Below are 20,418 nucleotides of genomic sequence, written 5' to 3'. Positions count from 1 at the left end.
AAGGGTACCGAAAGGTACCTTTTTTATTTTCTTGTATGAAGAATATTTTTGTACTGACTGACACACAAAGATAGATTGAATACGAGCTGATCCTTCTTTTTGAAGTATTCACTGATGACCTTTTGTAGAGAGAAAACTTTTATCAATTATTTTTGTGTTATGGCGGAAATTCTTATGAAATTTCTCCCGCACTTTTATGTCGAATTTCTGTTGCGGTTTAAGTTTAGTTTTGCATTTTTGTGAAGCTAGTTCCCAAACAGCTCAACGACAAATTTTAACGCTTACTTTGTCGGCGTCTAATTTTTCCTGTACCGAGATCGGTAACGGCGTGTCCGTGAAGAAGTAATCCACATCATTAATTTCGCCCAAACGAACCATTGCGGTACGATTAAATTTTGAGTGATCGGCGACTAACAAGGTAACGCGGGAACTTTCGATCATTGTTCGTTTCACTTGCACTTCATGGAAATCATAATCAAGCAAGGAACCGTCCTGATCAATACTACTAATCCCGATTATCCCGAAATCCAAGCGGAATTGGGAAATGAAACTGATAGTTGCCGAACCGATAATGCCGCCGTCTTGCCGCAACGAACCGCCGGCAACGGTAATGTTGAAGGTTTCGTTTTGCATAAGAATATGGGCGGCGTTGAGGTTGTTGGTGACGATTCGGAGATTTCTGTGGTTCAGCAAGGCGTTAGCGACGGCTTCCGGCGTGGTGCCGATGTCAATAAAAAGCGATGCGCCGTTCGGAATGGTTTTCGCTACTTCGACGGCAATACGATTTTTCTCTTGTGAGAAAAACTGTTTGCGATCTAAATAATCGCTGTTTTCAGAGCTGGACGGAGAGGCGGCGCCGCCGTGATGGCGGCGGATTTGATTATTTTCCGCCAATTCATTGAGATCCCGCCGGATAGTTTGCGGGCTAACATCTAATAAGGTGACGAGCTCTTCCGTGCTGATGTAACCTTTTTGCATGACGAGCGTAACAATTTTATTATGACGAATAGACTGTTTCATAAAATTTCCCAACCTGAAACCAAATTTTCCCTACTTTAGTGGAATTTCGCGGTTTTGCCTAGTCTTTGCGTAGAGAAAACCGTAAATTAATCCGGTTATGAGCCCCGAAATATGCGCGGTATTGCCTATTTGTATCCCGATTAAAGGGCTGACAAAACCGAACAAAATCCCGATTATCAACATAGTAAAGAAACCTTGCGGCAACAGGGTTCCCTGTGTTTTGCCGAATTTGTCGGCGGCGAATACAAATCCCATTACGGCGTAAACCACGCCGGATAAGCCGAAAAACGCCGGTCCGCTGACAAAATTCTGCGCAGCGCCACTGATAATAGCGGATGAAAAATAAAGCGTAATCAGTGTGAAAGCGCCTAAATGACGTTCGATAGCGCCGGCGAAAATCCACCACCAGCATAGGTTAAATAAAATATGTAAGGGGGATAAATGGACTAAAGTATGGCTGAAATAACGCCAAAGTTGCTGATCTTCGCCGAATTCCGCCGGATAATGCGCGAAAAACATAATGGATTGGTCGTAACCCATGATTTCAAACAGATAAACCGTAAGACAAAGTGCGGTCAAAAAAACGGTAAATTTTATCTGGCGCCAGTTCATTAACGTCTGCGACCAGGATAGGTCGGGTGCGGTCATTCTGACGGCTTGGGTATCCCCGTTAGTCCAGCTTGCCTGATGATATTTCGCATCGAAAGGATTGGTTAAATAGCGCGCGGTTTCTTGTTGAATGATGTGCGCGTGAGGCGAATTTTTCGGCAGATAAACGTTCAGAATTTCCACACCGCGCGCATCCGGTTCCGAACGCAAAATCAATTCCACATGGTACTGCGCGCGCACGTAATCGCGAAATCCCCAGGCTAAATTGTGAATTTCGGTTCCAAATAAACGCTGCATTTGCTATATTCCTCGTCAATGTATTTTTAACCATTATAAAGAAGCGGAACAGGATGGAAAAGGAAAATTCAGGATTTAGCCGGTTTTCATGGGCGCTGGCGGGCTTTTGTCTGCCGATTTTGTTATGGCCGCTGGCATTGTTGTTGTCGCCGGCGATTTTGGAAAATCCGACTCTATCGAATCCGGTTGCTATGGCGTCGGTGTTTTGGATTTATCCTTTTGTATTTGCATTGGCGGCTCGTATTTTATTCAAAATGAATCGGCGGAATCCTGCGAAAGCCAAGGTTGCGCTATGGATAAGTGCGGTCGTTTTTTGGGGTGTTTTATTGGCGATCGGTTATTTCGGTCTGACTTAATACGCCGTTTCTATGGGCAAGCCCGCACGTTGCCAACCCTCAAAACCGCCGATGACGCTGTACACGTTGTCGTAGCCTTGTTCCGCCAGAAAGGCGGCCACCGAGCGACTGCTTACGCCGTGATAACAGCTGACGATAATAGGATGATCAAAATCGTAAATGTCCTGAAATTGACCGTAACTTTGGTCGGTTAAATGGAAGGCGCCTTGCGCCCGGCTATAAGCAAAACGAGCGGCATCGCGCACATCAAGCAACGCGGCGTTTTTCGTCTGCATCATGTTCCACGCCAGCTCCGGCGTAATTTCGGTAAATGACATTTTAATTCCTGAGTAAATAACTATGGATTAATTGTAACAGAAGAATTTTCCGGAAAAAACGTTTTTTGTTCTTACACAGAATTCAGTATAATGCTTTAACGACACTTTTTTACTTGCTACGAAGGGTATTTATGTTTAAGCAATTTTCATTAGCCGCGTTAATCGCGATGACAGCCGCCTGTTCTTCCATTTCGGATTATGTGCCGTTTATGGGCAACAGCAAACCCGTAATTGATTTGGAGCAGGATCAGATTGATCAGAAATCTTACGCCGTCGCTTATGCTTCTACGGTGCAAACTTATAAAGGGCAGATCAACGACAGTTATGATGTAAACAACTTTGCCAGCGGCGTGAATGATTGGAACCGCAATCGTATTTTGGTGCCGGTTGAACAAATCAGAGCCAAGCTTTCGTCGGGCATCGACAGCAATGTTCACGCTTATTACAGCGGTGTGGTGTTCGCTTCGGACTTACAGAACAATTTCACCCGTTTGAGTAAAGATTGTTGGTCGAAAATCGACCGTCCGAGCATGACGCAAGGGATTTATGACGCCATGCTTGATCTGAAAAAAGGCAAGGCGCGTAACGAGAACGACGAGTACATCAGCAAAGGCTCGGAACAGTTACTGGGCGTGTGTAAGTAAAAAAACTCAGGCTAAAACGACCGCACTTTTGTCGTTTTAGCCTTTTTCATTTTTCACTCAACAAAAGGACAGCAGAATGTTCAATTTACCTGAAAATAACATTCATCTCGCCGCTCAGGCGACGGATAAACAACAAGCCATTGAAATGGCTGCTGCTGCGTTGGAACAGGCAGGTTATGTGGAAAGCGGCTATTTACAGGGCATGTTAGGACGTGAACAGCAAACTTCCACCTTTTTGGGTAACGGCATTGCCATTCCGCACGGAACCTTGGAAACCCGCGGTTTGGTTAAAAATACCGGCGTTGCCGTCTTCCAGTTCCCGCAAGGCGTCGAATGGGGCGAAGGTAATAAAGCCTATGTGGTGATTGGTATTGCCGCCCGCTCGGACGAGCATTTGGCGTTATTGCGCCAGTTGACGCACGTTTTGGGTGATGAAGACACAGCGGCCGAATTAGCGACATTGGACGATGTAAAAAAATTCCGTGCGATTCTCATGGGCGAAGCGGAAAATTTTTCGGTGAAAGCTGAAACGATCAGCTTAGATGTCGACACCGCCAGTTTGCTTACCTTAACCGCCATTAACGCAGCTAAATTGCAGGAACAAAGTGCGGTCGAAAATAGTTTTGTTTCTGACGTCATCGGTTCGCCGGCATTACCTTTAGGCAATGGCTTGTGGTTAACGGACAGCGCTGCGGGTAACGTGAAAAACGCTCTGGCCTTCAGCCGGGCGCGTAATGCGTTCGAACATAACGGAAAAACCGTGCGGGCGGTATTAACCGTCGCCGCTAAAGATGACGCAGTGAACGAAACGTTAGCGCGTTTGCTGGATGCGAACGTGCAGGAACAGCTATTAACCGGTTCTCAGGAACAAATTCTTGCGGCCTTGAACGGCGAAGAATTGGTCGTGAATGCGAAACCGGCGCAAGCCGCAGGTACGGTGATCGGAACCTTTACGTTACGCAACGAGCATGGTTTACATGCCCGTCCGAGTACGATTTTGGTCAACACCTTAAAATCTTTCGAGGCGAAAATTACGGTTGAAAATCTTACTCGCGGCGGCTTGGCGGTCAACGCGAAAAGTGCCATGAAATTAGTCGGTCTCGGTGCGACTAAAAATCATCGTTTACGTTTTGTCGCCCAAGGGGAAGATGCCAAACAGGCAATGGATGCCTTGGCAAAAGCCTTTTCCGAAGGTTTGGGTGAAGGCGTGTCCGCCGTGCCGCCGGCGGAGCCGGATACTATTGAAGTGGTGCCGGCGGAATCGACAGTCGGTGCGACGGAGAAAAACGAAGCAAAATCCAATGAGGGCGCCGAAGGTATTTTCGTATTAAATAACGAACATGGTTTGCACGCTCGTCCGAGTGCGGTGTTAGTCAATGAAGTAAAAAAATATAACGCTTCCGTAGCGGTGCAAAATCTTGATCGCAATACGCAATTGGTCAGTGCGAAAAGTCTGATGAAGATTGTGGCGTTGGGCGCCGTTAAAGGGCATCGTTTACGCTTTGTCGCCACAGGCGAAGAAGCGCAACAGGCAATCGACGGTATCGGTGCGGTTATTGCGGCGGGTTTGGGAGAATAATCATGGCGAAAGTAGCAACTATCACCTTAAATACCGCTTACGATTTGGTCGGGCGTTTAAAACGTATTGAATTAGGCGAAGTCAATACGGTGGAAACTTTGGGCTTATTCCCCGCCGGAAAAGGCATTAATGTGGCGAAAGTACTGAATGATCTCGGTGTCAGCGTTGCTGTCGGCGGTTTTTTAGGCGAAGATAACGTCGGTGATTTTGAATATCTTTTTCAGTCCGTGGGCTTGGAAGATAAATTCCAACGCGTGGCGGGCAAAACCCGAATTAATGTAAAAATTACCGAAACGGAAGCGGATGTGACCGATTTAAATTTCTTGGGTTATTGCATTTCGCCAGCGGATTGGCAGAAATTTGTGGCGGATTCCCTGGATTATTGCAAAGCCTTCGACATTGTGGCAGTCTGCGGCAGTCTTCCCCGCGGCGTCACGCCGGAATTGTTTGCCGATTGGTTACGTCAATTGCATCAGGCCGGCGTGAAAGTGGTGTTGGACAGCTCCAATGCCGCTTTAACCGCAGGCTTGAGTGCCCGTCCTTGGTTAGTAAAACCGAATCACCGCGAATTGGAAGCCTGGATCGGGCACAGTCTGAACAGCTTGGATGAAATTATCCAGGCCGCGAAAAAATTACGGATGCAAGGCATTGCCAACGTCATTATTTCCATGGGAGCCGACGGTTCGCTGTGGTTGAGCGAACAGGGCGTCGTTCGTGCCCAACCGCCAAAATGTGAAAATGTAGTAAGTACCGTCGGCGCGGGTGATTCCATGGTGGCGGGGCTGATTTACGGTATTGTGAACGGCTTATCGCAACAGGAAACGTTGGCGTTTGCCAGTGCGGTTTCTGCCTTTGCCGTATCGCAAAGCAATGTGGGGGTCAGTGATCGGGCATTACTCGAACCGATTCTCGCCAACGTTAAAATTACAACGATTGAAGGATAACGCGATGAACATTTTTCTGACTCAATCTCAACTCGGCAACGCAAAAGCTTTTTTATTAAAGCAAGTGATTGCAGCGGCGGCGAAAGCCCAAAATCATCAAATTGTGGATAATACCGAACAAGCGGATGTGGCGATTATTTTCGGAAAAACTTTGCCAAATTTGACCGCACTTCAGGGCAAAAAAGTCTATTTGGCGGAGCCGGAACAAACCTTAACCGCACCGGAACAAACCGTACAACGCGCCTTAACCGAGGCGACGGATTATGTCGCCCCGGCCGGCGTTTCAGCTCCTGCAGCCGACGGCGGCAAAAATATCGTGGCGGTTACCGCTTGTCCGACGGGCGTGGCCCACACCTTTATGTCTGCCGAAGCGATAGAAGCTTACGGTAAAAAAATGGGCTGGAACGTTCGGGTCGAAACCCGCGGACAGGTGGGCGCCGGCAATCCGATTACGCCGGAAGAAGTAGCGGCGGCGGATTTAGTGTTTGTGGCGGCGGATATCGACGTGGATTTAAGTAAATTCAAAGGCAAACCGATGTACCGCACCTCTACCGGTCTGGCGTTGAAAAAAACCGAACAGGAATTCAGCAAAGCCTTTGCGGAAGCCAAAATTTATGACGGCGGCGAAGCGAAATCCTCTGCCGAGGATTCGGCACAAGGGGAGAAAAAAGGCGTTTATAAACATTTAATGACCGGCGTTTCTCACATGTTGCCGCTGGTGGTTGCCGGCGGTTTGTTAATTGCCATTTCGTTTATGTTCGGACCGAATGCTTTTAAAGATCCGAGTATTGCGGGCGGTTTACCGACGGCGTTAATGGAAATCGGTGGCGGTGCCGCATTTAAATTGATGATTGCGGTATTTGCCGGTTATGTGGCTTATTCCATTGCCGATCGTCCGGGTTTGGCGGTAGGCTTGATCGGCGGTATGCTCGCCACCAATGCCAACGCCGGGATTTTGGGCGGGATTCTGGCGGGTTTTCTTGCCGGTTATACCGTTAAATTCTTGAATGACATCATTAAGTTGCCGGCCAGCATGACATCGTTGAAACCGATTCTGATTCTGCCGCTGCTGGGCTCCGCCATTGTCGGGTTAGCCATGGTTTACTTCCTGAATCCGCCTGTTGCGGCGGTGATGGCGTCCTTAACCGACTGGTTAAACGGTTTAGGTTCGACTAACGGCTTATTATTCGGTGCGATTTTAGGCGGCATGATGTGTATCGATATGGGCGGGCCGGTGAACAAAGCAGCGTACGTATTCGGAACCGGTTTGCTGGCTTCGCAAGTGAACACGCCGATGGCAGCCATTATGGCGGGCGGTATGGTTCCTCCGTTAGGCATGGCGATTGCCACCTGGATTGCGCGCAATAAATTCAATGCGGGTCAGCGCAACGCAGGCAATGCGGCATTTGTGCTGGGTTTATGCTTTATTTCCGAAGGGGCGTTGCCGTTTGTGGCGGCGGATCCGATTCGCGTCATTGTTTCCAGCGTGATCGGCGGTGCGGTGGCGGGCGCGCTTTCTTTGAGCTTCGCCATTGAATTACCGGCGCCGCACGGCGGTTTATTTGTGGTTCCGTTAGTGTCACAACCGTTAATGTATCTTGGCGCGATTGCCGCCGGCGCATTGGTTACCGGCGTGATTTATGCCGTTATCAGACCAAAACAAGCGCAAGAGTAACCGCATTTTATTGACAAAACGCCGTGCAGCCCAATAACTGCGCGGCGTTTTTGTTATCTGAAAATCTTTCTTTCGATAGCCGAAACGAAAAGTGCGGGCAAAAATTGCAGAGTTTTTTTAAAAAACGTCACAAAATTTGACCGCACTTTTAAGCCCGGCTATGAGATTTGAAGCGGCCATGCCATTTGTTCCAGCAGTTTCACCAGTTTTTGATATTGCCGATATTTGTTTTGGTAAGCGGAGAAATTGGCCGGATTTGGTCGAATCACGCGCGGCGCTTGATGCGGTTTTAACGCGCCGCCATCGCTGTTAACCCCTTCGGCTGCCATTATAGCAGCACCCAGACAACCGATTTCCTCCGCTTCCGGCACTTCCAGGGCTTTGCCGCTTAAATCCGCCAGCATTTGCAGCCAGACGGCGGATTTCGCCGGGCCGCCGGTTACACGCAATGTTTTTACTTGAGGAAAGCGCCCATACATGCGTTCCAAGTGGGTCATCAGACTAAACAACACGCCTTCGTAAACCGCCTGCAGCAAGTGTGCCTGAGTATGATGCGCCTGCATGCCGTAGAAAGCGGCGGTCATGCCCAGCCTGGCGTTGGTGCCGTACAAAAACGGCAGAAAAATGACCGCACTTTGCGCCGGCGGCAGCGCGGCAATCAGTCGATTGATTTGTTCATAACTCAAATTCCACTGCTTCACGAACCATTCCAGATTGCCGGCGGAAGTGGGGCTGGCTTCCTGAATCAAAAATTTGCCCGGCTCCACGTAACGGCCGTGGGCAAAACGCCATGCCTGTTGAGCGTCAATTTCGTCGGAAATCCCCGTAACAATGGACCAGGTTCCCAATATCACATTGAGTTTGTGCGGCTGATTATCGGCAAGGCACAGGGTCATCGCCGTGACGTCAAACAGGCCTCCGACCACCGGCGTTCCCGCCGCCAGTCCGCAAGTCTGCGCCGCCTGTTCAGTCACATAACCGGCGATTTGATTGCCTTTGATAATAGGCGGCAGTTTACCGGCGATTTCTTCAATGCCGAGCAGGCGCGCCAGTTGCGGTTCGTATTGGCCTGTCGTCATATTGTACAGATTACTTTCCGAAATATTGCTTTCTTCGCAATACAGCTCGCCGGTCAGACAAAAACGCAGGTAATCGTGCGACATCAATAAATAACCGATACGTTGATACCGCTCGGGTTCATTTTCCTTCAGCCAGCGCAAAATAGATGCGGGATGTCCCGTCCACAAACCCTGGTGGGAAAGCGCATAGACTTTTTCCTCCAGCCCTTCCGATTGCCAGCGTTTAACGATAGCCTGCGCACGCTGATCGGAAGACAAAATCGCCCGTCCCAGCGGCTGGCGCTCGTTATCCAGCAGAAAAGCGCCTTTTCCCTGGGCCGAAATGCCGACGCTTTTGATAAAGTGCGGTCGGATTTTGCTCGATTTTTGCGTGCGTCGAATTACGTTTGCACAAACTTGCCAGAGTTCGGGCATATCCCGTTCGGCGTAGCCCGATTGCTCGCTGATGACGGCGACGTTTTCACGCTCGCAGGCATGAATTTTGCCGTTTTCGTCGAACAGCGCGGCTTTGATAAAGGTACCGCCGCAGTCAATGCCTAAATAGTAGTTCATATTTTATTCTCTGAAGAAAATGCGTTTTAAGCGACCGGTGGACACCTCACCGCGACGTAATTGATCGAGGAACACCGCCAGAATAATCACCATACCGATAATCAACCGTTGCAGGTAAGAGGTGACGTTCAATAAGGTTAAGCCGTTTTGCAGTACGCCCATAATCAGCGCCCCGATGGAGGTGCTGATAACGGAACCGACGCCGCCCATCAGGCTGGTGCCGCCGATGACCGTAGCGGCGATGGCGTCCAATTCATAGCCGGTTCCCGCAATCGGCTGCGCCGCATTTAAGCGCCCCACCAGAATAACGGCGCCGATAGCCGCTAACGCACCGTTAATCACGTAGGTTTTAATTTCCAACTTATTGACGTTAATCCCGGACAACCGCACCGCTTCGCGATTGCCGCCGAGCGCGTAAATCTGACGGCCGAAAACGGTTTGGGTTAACACATAAAAACTGATTAATACTACAATTAACGCAATAATCACCGGAATCGGAATACTGAAATTTTCCGTTACGGCAAGGCGTCCGTTACCAAAAAAACGCAGCTGTTCGGGGAAATTATAAATGGTTTTACCGTTGGATAAGGTTAGCGCCAGACCGCGGGCGATGCCCATCATACCGAGCGTGGTGATAAACGACGTCACTTTGCCGTATACAATCACCACACCGTTCACGTAACCGCATAACGCGCCCACCAGTACGGCGCCCGCAATGGAAAGCAATACCACGCCCCATAATGCGCCTTGCGACGGATTTTCGCCCAGCCAGGCGACGCCCCAATGAGTAAACAGCCCTAAACAGACCGCACTCAGCGCCACAATGGATCCCACGGACAAATCGATACCGCCGGTGAGAATGACGTAAGTCATGCCCACTGAAATCACGCAAATAACGGAAACCTGCAATAAAATATTGAAGATATTATTGGTGGATAAAAAAGCCTGCGAAGTCAGCGACATGCCGATAATCATGAACAATAAAACCAATCCGATACCCAGTTTGGATATAACTTTTTTGAATGAAAACATAAACTTATCCTTACGTTTAAATGCCGATCATGGCGTGCATTAAATTTTCTTCCGTGATCTCGTCGCGGTTGGTGATTTCTTTCACTTTTTCACCGTTACGCATGACAATGACGCGATCGGAAATGGTGATGAGTTCCGGTAAATCCGACGACACCATCACGATAGTGCCGCCGTTTTCGGTAAATTGCCGCATTAAATCATAGATTTCCGATTTGGCGCCGATGTCGATTCCGCGCGTCGGTTCGTCAAAAAACAGAATATCTACGCCGCTTTCCAGCCAGCGGGCTAAAATCACTTTTTGCTGATTGCCGCCGGACAGCGTTTTGGTCTGTTGCTCCTGATCTTTCGAAACAATATGCAGTTTGTTGCGATTGGCTTCCACCGTTTCGCGTTCTTTGTTTTTATCTAACCGCCAGCCGTTCCAGAAGCGTTTTAAAATCGGTAAGGTAATATTTTCGCGAATGCTCATACCCAGCACCAATCCCTGCGATTTACGATCTTCGGTGATAAAGCCGATTTTATGTTTAACCGCTTGTTCCGGCGAATGAATGCTGACTTCCCGTTGATCGATATAAATTTTACCGGTTGCTTCGTCCGCGCCGTAAATCGCGCGTAAAACTTCCGTTCGTCCGGCACCCACCAAACCGGCGAAACCTAAGATTTCCCCTTTGTTTACCTGAAACGAAATCGGGTTGATATGCTTGCTTTGGATATTTTCCACCCGCAGTTTTTCCTGTGTGAAAACCGTGTCGCGCCGATAACGGCTAAAATCCACCTTGCGTCCTACCATTAAACGTACGATCTCTTCCGGCGAGGTTTCCTCATAACGCAAGTTACCGGTTACGCGCCCGTCCCGCAGTACGGTCACCCGATCGGCGATATATTTGAATTCTTCTAAGCGATGAGAAATGTAAATCATCGCCACGCCTTTTTCTTTCAGCTGATGAATAATTTTAAACAGCACTTCCGTATTTTTGCGGGAAATGGAGGATGTGGGCTCGTCAAAAATAATAATTTTATATTCGCTGAAAACGGCTTTGGCGATTTCCACCATTTGCTGCTGGGCAATCGAAAGATCGGCGATTAAATCGTCCGGTTTAATGTCCAGTTCCAGCTCGTTGATAATATGCTGCGTTCTGTTGCGCATTTCCGTCCAATTCATGCGACCGAAAGACAAAGATTTTTCCGCGCCGAGAAAAATATTTTCCATTACGGTAAGCTTCGGCACCAACATTAATTCCTGGTGAATAAAACCGATACCCGTGCTCTGCGCTTCTTTCACCGTGCCCGGCGAGTAAGGCTTGCCCTGATAAAACATTTCGCCGGCGTCACTGCCGTAGATGCCCGCAATAATCTTGCACAGGGTAGATTTTCCGGCACCGTTTTCCCCGATCAGACAAAGCACTTCACCGCATCGGATATCCAGATTGATGTCTTCCAAAACCGTTACGCCGAAAAAACTTTTTGAAATATTTTTCAGCGTCAGAATATTGCTATCGGTCATTTTCCCTCCGCCAAATTCCGGTTAAATTTTTGAGATATAGAATAGATTATTTTTTCTGTTAAAAATGGGATAACGGTCACAGTTTTAGAAATTAAATCTGGTTACACTAATGCCGTTTCAGCGGAAACAAATTCTTTTACGTCAAATCAAGGAGAGTCTTCTATGGCATCTAAATTATTAAAAAATATTTTTAAATTCAGTGCATTGCTCAGTGCGCTTCCGGCTTTGGCGTTTGCAGCAGATAAACCGCAAATTGCACTGTTAATGAAAACATTAAGCAACGAATATTTTATTTCCATGCGCCAAGGGGCGGAGGAAGCGGCAAAACAGAAAAATATCGATTTAATCGTCCAGGTGGCGGAAAAAGAGGATTCCACCGAACAATTAGTGGGATTGGTGGAAAATATGATCGCCAAAAAAGTGGATGCAATCATTGTGACGCCGAACGATTCCATCGCTTTCATTCCGGCCTTCCAGAAAGCCGAAAAAGCGGGCATTCCGATTATTGATTTGGACGTTCGTCTTGACGCTAAAGCTGCCGAGGCGGCCGGTTTGAAATTCAATTATGTGGGCGTGGATAATTTCAACGGCGGTTATCTGGAAGCGAAAAATCTGGCGGAAGCCATTGGCGGTAAAGGTAACGTGGCCATTCTGGAAGGGATTCCCGGCGTGGATAACGGCGAACAACGTAAAGGCGGCGCCTTAAAAGCCTTTGCTGAATATCCGGACATCAAAATCGTGGCATCGCAATCCGCCAACTGGGAAACGGAACAGGCGCTTAATGTGACGACCAACATTTTAACCGCCAATCCGAATATCAACGGAATTTTCGCCGCCAACGATAACATGGCCATCGGCGCCGTAACCGCGGTGGAAAACGCAGGCCTTGCGGGCAAAGTGTTAGTCTCCGGTTACGACGGCATTCCTTTAGCCATTGAATACGTTAAACAGGGCAAAATGCAAAATACCATCGACCAGCTGCCGAAAAAACAGGTGGCGATTGCAATCGAACACGCTTTGAAACAAATCAACAAACAGGAAATTCCGCCGGTATATTACGTGGATCCTGTGGTGGTGGATAAAGCGCAATCCAAAAATTATTAATTGATACCGTTCCTGAAAAGTGCGGGCGATTTTTTGAAAGTTTTTTAAAAAACAGTTCAAATTTTGCCCGCACTTTTATTTATGTCAATAAACCGCTTGAACGGAATGTGCTTTCCGTTTATGTTTATTTGCATGTTTCTCTTGTTTGAAAAGTCATTATGCTGGCAACATTAATTCGACGGGCATTATCCCAAAGTCGTAGTAACGAAGTGGAACTGGGGATGCCTACTGCTATTCCCGAGCTTTTTATTTTTCACACCACGGAAGACCGTCATATCGTTAACCAACTGCAGCAAAGCGGTATTTGCCTGATTCTACAGGGGAGTAAGGAGGTCAAAGTCGGGAATCAGCGTTATCAGTACCAGGCGGGCGAATTTGTGTGTTATACGGTGGATTTACCGATTATTACGCAATATCAGGCAAACAACGGCGATTATCTCGATATTCGTTTATTTTTCGATTTGCCCTTAATGCGTGAAATTATTGACGAACTTCATCGTCAGAATTTTAAATTTTCGCCCGCATCTAAACATAAATTGGTGAGTACGGTTTCGCCGGAATTGATTCGTGCTTTCGAATGGCTAATGACGTTAACCGAGCGAAAACAGGATATTCCCGTTATGCTGCCGATTGCCAAAAAAGCGATTTATTATTATTTGCTGACGGGAGAACAGGGTGGCACGTTGCGGGAAATCGCCTTACAATACGGTAACGGTCAGCGCATTGCTAAGGCGGTGGAATGGCTGAAAAACCACTACAGTGAACCCTTCGATCCCGCTTGGCTGGCGATGGAAATCGGCATGTCCACCTCCGGCTTTTATGCTCAATTTCGCCAAATGACGGGCATTAGTCCGTTGCAGTATCAAAAAAATCTGCGTTTAACCCAAGCCAACTCTCTGATTAAATCGGGTTCGAAAAATATTTCCGAAGCGGCGTTTGCCGTGGGGTATGACAGTCTTTCTCAGTTTAGCCGTGAATATAAACGTTATTTTGGGCATACGGCGAGACAGGATTTGTAGAATTTTATAGAAATAGGCAAAAACTTTGTAGTCTTATGTAAAACGGAACGGCACGAAAATTTTATAATATCGCCACTGATATGAAAAACATAAGAAGGATAAAGTAATGACTCCGATTCAAACATTAATTCAAAAACAACGTGATTTTTTCGCTACGGGCGCTACTAAGCAACTTGCTTTTCGTAAAGCGCAATTAGCGCGACTGAAAACCTTGCTGGAAGACAATACGCAGGCTATTTGCGATGTGTTAAAAGCGGATTTAAACAAACCGGCGGATCAAGTCATGTTGGCGGAGATTACCCCGTTGGTGCATGAAATCGATTATATGCTGGAAAATTTAGAGCGTCTGGCGGCGCCGAAAAATGTGGAAAGTCCGGAAACCCTGAAATTGTTTGGTGCAGGTGAATATCACAGCCAAATTATTGCCGAGCCGTACGGAGTTACTCTGAATATTTCGCCGTGGAATTATCCGTTCCAGTTGTCTATCTCGCCGATTATCGGTGCCATTGCGGCGGGCAATACGGTAGTGTTAAAACCGTCGGAATTCACCGTGCACAGTTCGGCATTGTTAAACCGTTTGGTGGCACAATATTTCGCGCCGGAATTTTTCACCGTGGTGGAAGGCGATGTAGCGGTTAATCAGGCTTTATTGGCGGAAAAATTCGATTACATTTTCTTCACGGGCAGTGTGCCGGTCGGTCGCATTGTGATGGCGGCGGCAAGTAAACATTTAACGCCGGTAACGTTGGAACTGGGCGGGAAAAGTCCGTTTATCGTAGATAAAAGTGCAAATCTGGAACAAGCGGCGGATTCTCTGATTTTCGGTAAAACCTTTAACAGTGGGCAAACCTGTATCGCACCGGATTATTTGCTGATTCATGAAGTGGTAAAAGCGGAATTCGTGGCAATTTTAAACCAAAAACTGACCGCACTTTTCGGTGATAATCCTTGGCAAAATTATGCAAAAGTGGTCAGCGAACGTCATTATTTGCGCATTAAAAACTTCTTGAAAGACGGCAATATCGTGGCGGGCGGTTTGTTTAATGATGAAACCCACCAAATGATTATGACGGTTTTAGACGGTGTGACATGGGATAGCCCGGTGATGCAGGATGAAATTTTCGGTTCGGTGTTGCCGATGCTGACGTTCAGCCGCTTCGACGACGCGCTGGCACAGATTACGGCACAAGCGAAACCGTTAGCACTTTACTGTTTCACGGAAGATAAAACCAACCAAGAGAAAGTGTTGGCGCAGGTGTCTTTCGGCGGCGGAGCCATTAACAGCTGCTTCCTGCATTTCTTTAACCACAATTTGCCTTTCGGCGGAGTGGGCGACAGTGGTATGGGCAGCTATCACGGCGATCGCAGTTTCTATGAATTAAGCCATGAAAAAGCGGTAGTCGTGCGAAAAATCGCGTAATAATAAATAAACCGACACCGTTAAATATTGAATTTTCGGTTTGGGTATGAACGGATTTGCCAGTGGCGATCCGTTTTTTTATGCTATGCCGGAAAGCATGTTGATCGTTCTATTTTTGCAATGTTATCTTACAAAAATAAGACTTTTTATTTAAATTGAAATCTTTATAATGAGCCCGCAAATATCAGTTCAATAAGGAATTTTTATGACTAAACAAATCGCCGTTTTTGTCGGCAGTGCCAGCAGCACTTCAATCAGCCAAATCGTCGCCCGTTACTTACAAAGCGTAGCGCCGCAAAGCATTCGCTTGAACTTCGTGGAAATCGGCGATTTACCGCTTTACGATCGTGATTCGGACGGACAAAACATCGCGCAATACGCTCGCGTCCGCGAGGCGGTGGAGAAAGCCGACGGCGTGTTGCTGATCAGCCCGGAACACAACGGCGGCGTATCGGCGATGCTGAAAAACGCGATTGACGTGACTTCCCGTCCGATGGGGCAAAGTAAATGGCCGGGTAAGCCGGCGGGCTTGGTGAGCGTGGCTGCCGGCGCGGCGGGCGGTGTGCGTGTAACGGATCAACTGCGTACCATTTGTTCCGGTGCCTTCATCAATATGCCGGTTGCGCCGTTTGCGGCAAATGTAGGCAGCGTGTTCAACGGCGTGCTGAATGAACGGGGCGAAATCGTTTCGGAAGCGGTGCAAAGCATGTTGCAAAATTTCATCAACGCTTATGCGGATTTCGTGGCAAGATTTTAATTGCCGGTTATTCTGACGGAAAAACCGTCCGACACTGATGTTCGGGCGGTTTTTTATGCGAAAGAGAAAGCCGTTACGCAGTAAAGTGCGGTCGAATTTTGGCTTGTTTTTTTGCGGATAAATAAACCCCGTTTGGGTTCAAACGGGGAAATTGAGTGTTAATCGTCGTCGTCATGATGACGATGGTGGCGATGCGGACGCCAGTCGTCATGACGGAATTTGCGATGATGGACTTCGTGGCGATCGAAACGATGGCGAGGACGGTCATAACCGTAATAGCGATGATAACGATCGCCGTCATCGGCGTTCCATTGACTGCCTATTACACCGCCTAATGCCGCGCCGGCAACGGTTGACGTTACGTCATTTCCCATTACGGCACCCGCTACGCCGCCTAATACGGCACCGACAGCGGTATCGTGTTGAGAACGGCTTAAGGCATAAGCTGAAACCGACGTCGATAATAAAGCGATGGTCAAGCCTTTTGCGATGATTGATTTCATAATAAACCCCTTAAATATTATTGTTATTTTCGGTGTTTCCACCTAATGGCGTCATTCTGCGAATTTAAAAATACTTCGTCAAGATGGAAAAACCGTACTGAAACAAATAAATAGGTTTTGTAACAGAATGAAAAAAATTTTGAACTTTTAATCTAATCGGCACATCGGATTTTTTTCCGCCTGTTGCCACCCTTTCTTTTATTTTAACGGATTAACGGTTCCACTGGCTGCCAACCACGCCGCCTAATGCCGCGCCGGCGATAGTGGATACGGTGTTGCCGCCGATTAAATAACCCGCTCCCCCGCCGATTAGCGCACCGGTTGCCGTATCGCGTTGATGTCCGTGCAGACCGCAAGCGGAAACGGAAGCGGCGACGGCAACTATCATTAATCCTTTTAACCATGTGTTTTTCATTATTTGCTCTCCGAGTAGTATAAAAAGTGTTACAAGTGTAACATTTAATGGATATTATTTTAGGTCTTGCGGGAACTTAGTCAATACATCCGTTTCTAACTGAAACAGAATCAGGGATTTGTAACAGTATGAAAAAAACCGTGAACTTTGTGGTGAAAGAGAGTATCACCGAGGCGCTTCTTCGTCTGATGAAGAAGAAAAACTTCGATACTATCAGTATCACCGAAATTACCGCGCTGGCCGGCGTGAGCCGGATTTCCTTCTATCGTAACTTCGAATCGAAAGAAGACGTGCTGATTAAACATTTGTATGAACGTGCTATAACTTCCTTTACGGCGCTGCATGCGGATACCGTCCGCGAACGCTTGATCGGTTTGTTTAAAGTGACGGATGAATTGGGCGATGTACTGGATTTATTGTATTTGCAAGGACTGTCCCATCTTTTTTTACGCTATTTCGCTTTCGTTATCGGCGCGAAGCCCGAACAATCCAACGAAGAAGCGTTTCGGAGTTCCATTATGATGGGGCTTTGCTTCGGTTCGCTGGACGAATGGATTAAACGCGGGCGGGTGGAAAGTCCCGAGGTGATGGTGGATATTCTGCAAAACACGATACGTCGTTGTTTGGACGATTAGAGCGAATCGGCATTTTTATTCGGTATTATGTAGCAGTTGCACAAACATTTAATGTTTCCGTAGGGGCGGGGTTTATCCCCGCCCGAATCTCATTCAAATATCAGGGCTTACGGGCGGGGATAACCCCCGCCCTTACATAAATTTTCCTAAAATTGACTTTTGTGCAACTGCTACATAATACCGTTTTTATTCCGCCTCTGTTTTTTCGGTTCGTCGGATTTTTTTCATGATTAACCAAAGGGTTCCCGCCGTTAATAACGCGATGAAGCCTGTGCCCGCCACGAACATGAGATAACCCAGGCGGCCGAAAGGTTGGTTACCGAATTCGTGAAAAACCCGCAAACCGACGCTTGCCATGGAAGCCAGTCCGAATGAAAACGCCCAATAAGACAGACTGACACCGTGTCGGGCTATCCATGGAAATAAACGGGCTAAAAATAAAAATTGCAGCAAACTGTAACCGATCAGTAATTTCACGAAAGTGTTGATTTCGCCGCCGTTTACCGCCAGATAAGCGGAACAGCCTACAATTGCCGGCGCAAATTGAATGCCGAGGGCCGGACGAACGGCATTCGGCATTTCCGCCAGATTGCGCAGCCGTTGCTGAATGGCGCCGTCAATAAAGAGCCAGCTGAAAATCCCGGCACCCAGGAAAAGCATGCCGAAGTCGTTTAACCCGATATCGCCTAAGGCTATGGCGCTGACGAAGTTTGTTGCGACGGTAGGCAAATACAACGCCGGCGTGGTGGCTTCCGCCGGATGGGTGCCTTGCCACAGCCGCGCCGTGAAATAGGCGGAGAAACCGAGTTGCCCGATAATACCGAGCACTAACAATATTGCGCTGAGCGCAGCAAAGTGCGGTCGAATTCCGACACAAATTAACAGCATAGTAATGGGCAGCAGACTGACAAAACCGCCGGTAATCGGATGGCTCAGTTCCGACTGTGCCGTTGTGGGAAATTTCAGCCATTTGCGCACATACATTGTCATTAATGCCAACCAGATCAAACTCGCCGCGGCGATAATGGTTTCGCCGGGCCAGGCGGGAAGCAGCGCGATCGACGCGCCGTAACGCCATGCCAAACCCAGCGCGGCAAGTCCTAGCACAATACTGAAATAATTAACGGGAACGGGGGTTTTCGGTAACATAAGGGCTCTCAGCTGAATGAAAGCATTATTTTAGCCTAAAATCGGAGCGTAAATGAAGTCGCTTGAGCAGTTTCGGCAAAAGGCTTAGGCGGAGGAAAAACAAAACGTGGAGAAAAGTGAAAAAGTGCGGTCGAATTTTGAAACGTTTTTTGCGCCGTTCAGCGTGAGAAAGCCGACCGCTGATATTTAATTTTAAAAGGTTGATTGGGATTTACACAATCCGTTCCTCTTCGCCCAGCCACATAACCGAATGCGCCAAATCGACAAATTTCTGTTCGTCTTTTTTTAAAGCCGCCAGAGCCTGTCGGCCGGCCGGCGAATTTCGCGCCTGAATAAAAGCCTCTTTGGATTCATACCATAATTCTCCCATGGCATCGAAAGTAAAGGCTTGCGTTTCTCGTTGCGTAGCGGGCGCGTTGTCCGCCGGCAAAGGGAATGTTTTAGCGTAACGGTTTATCCGTAATACGTCTTTAAATGTGATGACTTTTTGCGAATGCGCCTGCCATAACGCGATAAATTCATCCTTTGTGAGCCTGTCTTTTTTCTTAACCAACATGATAACTTTAAACATTTTTCTCTCCGTTATGTCGTTCGATTAAACATTTCTCCACCGCTTGCCATACAACCGGCAATTCGGTAAATCCGTCCGACGCCAGAAAATGTCCGGCGTTTGCCACGCGATAAACATGAGCGTGAAGCTGATGAGCGAGCCGTTCGCTGGATTTCGGCGGAACAATCGGATCATTGTCGCTGATAATGCAATAAATCTGCCGAGCCATGGCCCGAACGGCGGCAAAATCAATTTTGATGTGATCAATATAAGCATCGAGATTAAATCCGTTAATTTCGGATAAGCCCGGAATACGTTGTCCGAACCCCGCCGCTAAAATAATTCCGCCCACTTTTTGTGGTCGAAGCCGACTAAGATAATGTAACAAACTGATTGTGCCGAGGCTGTGTGCAATAAAAACGCTGTTTTCATCGAGCATGCCGATTTGTTTGGCTAAAGCGGATTGCCAATTTTCAAAATCGGGATGCAGGCTGTCGGGCAAATCCACTAAAACGGACTTAATTCCGGCGGATTCCAGTTTGTGATGCAGCCAGGGAAACCAATGATCATGAACGGTCGCGCCGTAGCCGTGAATAATATAGGCTTTTATCGGCTGTTTATCCGCCGCGCAAGCGGTAAACGGCATGACTGTGGCGGACAACAAACCGGTGAGCCCCAAACAAAATCTTCTTCTGTTCATCATTATTCTCCTTATTGATCGGTTGAGATACCAGCGAGCTATAATATAAAGTATGACATTGTGTGAGGGTCAAGAAGGAAAAATCATGAAAATTGGAGAATTGGCAAAAGCCTGTAATACCAGCGTGCGTATGTTGCGTTTTTATGAAGAATTGAATTTGCTCGTCCCGGCGAGAACGCAGAACGGCTACCGTCGGTATTCGCCGAAAGATGCGGATTACGTAAAAAAGGTCATGTTATTAAATCATGCGGGATTGCCGTTGAAAGATATTGCGTTGCTGCGCGATTGTTTGCATGACGAACCGCAACGTTTCTGCGCCGCATTACGTACCAAACTGCTGGATAAACAAAAGGATATCGAACGACAGATTGAAGCGTTGACGCAATCCGGCGCATTGATTAGAGAGATTTTGACGGGCGAAAAATCTTAGCGCCGATTTGGCGGAATACGCGCTCGTTCAAGGCGATGTGCGTCCGTCGATTGATGTATTCCGTAAGCCGGCTTTATGCTGATTAAACGGATTCGAAACGGTTGCGGGCAGAGAATAGACGCCGATAA

Annotated in this window: 22 protein-coding genes; 11 read left to right on the top strand and 11 right to left on the bottom strand. The window is 47.7% G+C overall.

What is annotated here, in order from left to right; genetic code table 11:
• Nucleotides 1-261: 261 nt before the first annotated feature.
• Entirely contained in the window at nt 262-1,020 is a 759-nt protein-coding gene (locus P7M01_RS09450) for a DeoR/GlpR family transcriptional regulator (protein ID WP_202936275.1), read from the bottom strand.
• A gap of 30 nt (nt 1,021-1,050) precedes the next feature.
• On the bottom strand, nt 1,051-1,926 hold the full coding sequence (locus P7M01_RS09445; RefSeq protein WP_317483145.1) for a rhomboid family intramembrane serine protease: 876 nt from the start codon (nt 1,924-1,926) through the stop codon (nt 1,051-1,053).
• A gap of 53 nt (nt 1,927-1,979) precedes the next feature.
• On the opposite strand from P7M01_RS09445, the gene P7M01_RS09440 reads away from it, so the two are divergent.
• The gene (locus tag P7M01_RS09440; RefSeq protein WP_317475735.1) at nt 1,980-2,282 is read left to right on the top strand and encodes a DUF5389 family protein; all 303 of its coding nucleotides are present in this window, start codon (nt 1,980-1,982) and stop codon (nt 2,280-2,282) included.
• Here P7M01_RS09440 and glpE read toward each other — a convergent pair.
• Complete coding sequence (gene glpE, locus P7M01_RS09435; RefSeq protein WP_202936272.1) at nt 2,279-2,599, bottom strand: thiosulfate sulfurtransferase GlpE; 321 nt, start codon at nt 2,597-2,599, stop codon at nt 2,279-2,281. The genes P7M01_RS09440 and glpE overlap by 4 nt on opposite strands.
• Before the next feature lie 131 nt (nt 2,600-2,730).
• On the opposite strand from glpE, the gene P7M01_RS09430 reads away from it, so the two are divergent.
• The 4 genes from P7M01_RS09430 (at nt 2,731) to P7M01_RS09415 (ending at nt 7,441) form a co-directional block, all read left to right on the top strand.
• Complete coding sequence (locus P7M01_RS09430; protein WP_317476845.1) at nt 2,731-3,243, top strand: hypothetical protein; 513 nt, start codon at nt 2,731-2,733, stop codon at nt 3,241-3,243.
• Between the two features lie 76 nt (nt 3,244-3,319).
• The gene (fruB, locus tag P7M01_RS09425) at nt 3,320-4,822 is read left to right on the top strand and encodes a fused PTS fructose transporter subunit IIA/HPr protein (protein ID WP_317483144.1); all 1,503 of its coding nucleotides are present in this window, start codon (nt 3,320-3,322) and stop codon (nt 4,820-4,822) included.
• Nucleotides 4,823-4,824: 2 nt separating this feature from the next.
• Entirely contained in the window at nt 4,825-5,766 is a 942-nt protein-coding gene (fruK, locus tag P7M01_RS09420) for a 1-phosphofructokinase (protein WP_317483143.1), read from the top strand.
• A gap of 4 nt (nt 5,767-5,770) precedes the next feature.
• Nucleotides 5,771-7,441, top strand: a complete 1,671-nt coding sequence (locus tag P7M01_RS09415; protein ID WP_317483142.1) for a fructose-specific PTS transporter subunit EIIC — start codon at nt 5,771-5,773, stop codon at nt 7,439-7,441.
• A 158-nt stretch (nt 7,442-7,599) separates the two neighbouring features.
• Here the strand turns inward: P7M01_RS09415 and P7M01_RS09410 are convergent, their stop codons facing one another.
• The 3 genes from P7M01_RS09410 to P7M01_RS09400 are packed head-to-tail and all read right to left on the bottom strand — an operon-like array spanning nt 7,600 to nt 11,608.
• On the bottom strand, nt 7,600-9,072 hold the full coding sequence (locus P7M01_RS09410) for an FGGY-family carbohydrate kinase (RefSeq protein ID WP_317483141.1): 1,473 nt from the start codon (nt 9,070-9,072) through the stop codon (nt 7,600-7,602).
• Between the two features lie 3 nt (nt 9,073-9,075).
• Entirely contained in the window at nt 9,076-10,104 is a 1,029-nt protein-coding gene (locus P7M01_RS09405) for an ABC transporter permease (protein WP_317480676.1), read from the bottom strand.
• A gap of 16 nt (nt 10,105-10,120) precedes the next feature.
• Entirely contained in the window at nt 10,121-11,608 is a 1,488-nt protein-coding gene (locus P7M01_RS09400; RefSeq protein WP_317483140.1) for a sugar ABC transporter ATP-binding protein, read from the bottom strand.
• Nucleotides 11,609-11,770: 162 nt separating this feature from the next.
• Between P7M01_RS09400 and P7M01_RS09395 the strand changes: the two genes are divergently transcribed.
• The 4 genes from P7M01_RS09395 to P7M01_RS09380 all read left to right on the top strand — a co-directional run bounded on the left by P7M01_RS09395 (nt 11,771) and on the right by P7M01_RS09380 (nt 15,908).
• Nucleotides 11,771-12,712, top strand: a complete 942-nt coding sequence (locus P7M01_RS09395) for a sugar ABC transporter substrate-binding protein (protein ID WP_202936265.1) — start codon at nt 11,771-11,773, stop codon at nt 12,710-12,712.
• A 158-nt stretch (nt 12,713-12,870) separates the two neighbouring features.
• On the top strand, nt 12,871-13,731 hold the full coding sequence (locus tag P7M01_RS09390; protein ID WP_317483139.1) for an AraC family transcriptional regulator: 861 nt from the start codon (nt 12,871-12,873) through the stop codon (nt 13,729-13,731).
• Between the two features lie 106 nt (nt 13,732-13,837).
• A complete protein-coding gene (locus P7M01_RS09385; protein ID WP_317483138.1) occupies nt 13,838-15,151 on the top strand; it encodes an aldehyde dehydrogenase family protein in 1,314 nt (437 codons plus the stop codon).
• A 205-nt stretch (nt 15,152-15,356) separates the two neighbouring features.
• Nucleotides 15,357-15,908 (top strand): NADPH-dependent FMN reductase, encoded by a 552-nt coding sequence (locus P7M01_RS09380; protein WP_317483137.1) that lies wholly within the window; start codon nt 15,357-15,359, stop codon nt 15,906-15,908.
• A gap of 158 nt (nt 15,909-16,066) precedes the next feature.
• Here the strand turns inward: P7M01_RS09380 and P7M01_RS09375 are convergent, their stop codons facing one another.
• Entirely contained in the window at nt 16,067-16,411 is a 345-nt protein-coding gene (locus P7M01_RS09375; RefSeq protein ID WP_317479831.1) for a glycine zipper 2TM domain-containing protein, read from the bottom strand.
• Between the two features lie 211 nt (nt 16,412-16,622).
• Nucleotides 16,623-16,826 carry a glycine zipper 2TM domain-containing protein gene (locus tag P7M01_RS09370; protein ID WP_317479832.1) on the bottom strand — a complete coding sequence of 68 codons (204 nt, stop codon included), beginning with the start codon at nt 16,824-16,826 and terminating at the stop codon, nt 16,623-16,625.
• Nucleotides 16,827-16,954: 128 nt separating this feature from the next.
• Here P7M01_RS09370 and P7M01_RS09365 point away from each other — a divergent pair, with 128 nt between their 5' ends.
• Nucleotides 16,955-17,461 carry a TetR/AcrR family transcriptional regulator gene (locus P7M01_RS09365; protein WP_317476857.1) on the top strand — a complete coding sequence of 169 codons (507 nt, stop codon included), beginning with the start codon at nt 16,955-16,957 and terminating at the stop codon, nt 17,459-17,461.
• Nucleotides 17,462-17,647: 186 nt separating this feature from the next.
• On the opposite strand, the gene tehA is transcribed toward P7M01_RS09365, so the two are convergent.
• From tehA to P7M01_RS09350, 3 genes are all read right to left on the bottom strand, one after another.
• The gene (tehA, locus tag P7M01_RS09360; protein WP_317483136.1) at nt 17,648-18,610 is read right to left on the bottom strand and encodes a dicarboxylate transporter/tellurite-resistance protein TehA; all 963 of its coding nucleotides are present in this window, start codon (nt 18,608-18,610) and stop codon (nt 17,648-17,650) included.
• 211 nt (nt 18,611-18,821) lie between these two features.
• Nucleotides 18,822-19,181: an EthD domain-containing protein gene (locus tag P7M01_RS09355; RefSeq protein WP_317483135.1), complete on the bottom strand. Its 360-nt coding sequence runs from the start codon at nt 19,179-19,181 to the stop codon at nt 18,822-18,824.
• The gene (locus tag P7M01_RS09350) at nt 19,174-19,863 is read right to left on the bottom strand and encodes an RBBP9/YdeN family alpha/beta hydrolase (protein ID WP_317483134.1); all 690 of its coding nucleotides are present in this window, start codon (nt 19,861-19,863) and stop codon (nt 19,174-19,176) included. The genes P7M01_RS09355 and P7M01_RS09350 overlap by 8 nt, the downstream gene beginning before the upstream one ends.
• Before the next feature lie 82 nt (nt 19,864-19,945).
• On the opposite strand from P7M01_RS09350, the gene P7M01_RS09345 reads away from it, so the two are divergent.
• The gene (locus P7M01_RS09345; RefSeq protein ID WP_317483133.1) at nt 19,946-20,290 is read left to right on the top strand and encodes a MerR family DNA-binding transcriptional regulator; all 345 of its coding nucleotides are present in this window, start codon (nt 19,946-19,948) and stop codon (nt 20,288-20,290) included.
• Nucleotides 20,291-20,418 lie beyond the last annotated feature (128 nt).

The organism is Exercitatus varius, from assembly GCF_029577735.1.
Taxonomy (GTDB): domain Bacteria; phylum Pseudomonadota; class Gammaproteobacteria; order Enterobacterales; family Pasteurellaceae; genus Exercitatus; species Exercitatus varius.
The sequence above is the reverse complement of the archived record's forward strand: the minus strand, read 5'-3'. Positions and strand labels throughout refer to the sequence as shown.